This is a genomic window from Streptomyces sp. SPB074 (genome assembly GCF_000154905.1).
Taxonomy (GTDB): domain Bacteria; phylum Actinomycetota; class Actinomycetes; order Streptomycetales; family Streptomycetaceae; genus Streptomyces.
The window spans coordinates 6,342,965-6,343,769 of the sequence record NZ_GG770539.1 but is presented as its reverse complement, the minus strand read 5'-3'; the positions used below and the strand labels follow the sequence as shown (position 1 = coordinate 6,343,769).

Sequence of the window (805 nt, the reverse complement as noted above, 5' to 3'; positions counted from 1 at the left end):
ACGAGTAGCCGGAGCGGCGGACGAGGTCGGCCGTGCGCAGCGGTGGCGCCTCGCTCATGGATGAACCCCACAGAAGCACTTGAAGGTCATGCTCGAAGCATGAGTATCGAGCACATTCTCGCGGCCGTGCGCCGCCTCGACGGCGCCCTCGTCCTCGTCCCCGGCCCGGACAGCGGCTTCCCGCCCCTCGCCCACGGCGACGCCTTCGTCTACTACGCGCCGGACGGCTGGGTCCCCGCGCGGATCCAGCCCTACGGCACCGTCCTCACGAAGGACCTCCCGGGCGACACCGCCTCGCGCCTCGACGCCCCCGGCCGCCATCGCGTCAACGTCCACACGGGCCCCGCCACCGTGCGGCGCCTCGCCCCCGGCGACACCCACGATCCGGCGGCCACAGACGTCTTCTTCCCCACCCGCTCCACGGCGCGCAGGGCTGGCTCGCCGTCGTCAACCCCGGACCCCGCACCACGGACACGCTCCTGACGCTGCTCCGCGAGGCCCACGACGCCGCACGCGCCCGGCACACCCGCCGCCACGCCTAGCACCCGCCCCCGCCGCCCCGCGCCCACGCCCGCCGGGAGAGCGGGGCGGGAGCCCCGGGGCGCGCCGGTGTGCCGCGTCGGGAGGGGCGCGCGGCGTGGCGGGGGTCAGGCCGTCAGGTGCCGTACGTGCAGGTGCCCGTCGCGGGGGAAGGCGGGCGGGAACGCGGGCAGGAGGCGGCGGAAGGCGTAGCCGCTCTTCTCGGCGACGCGGCACGAGGCGGTGTTGTCCTCCTGGTGCAGGAGGTGGATCTCGGCCTCGCCGG

General features: G+C 76.0%; 2 pseudogenes. One reads left to right on the top strand and one right to left on the bottom strand.

Annotation, left to right across the window (positions count from 1 at the left end):
* Positions 1-99: 99 nt before the first annotated feature.
* Positions 100-542: pseudogene (locus SSBG_RS27075) on the top strand (DUF6194 family protein).
* A gap of 105 nt (positions 543-647) precedes the next feature.
* Here SSBG_RS27075 and SSBG_RS27070 read toward each other — a convergent pair.
* Positions 648-805, bottom strand: a pseudogene (locus SSBG_RS27070) (GNAT family N-acetyltransferase); the annotation flags it as partial.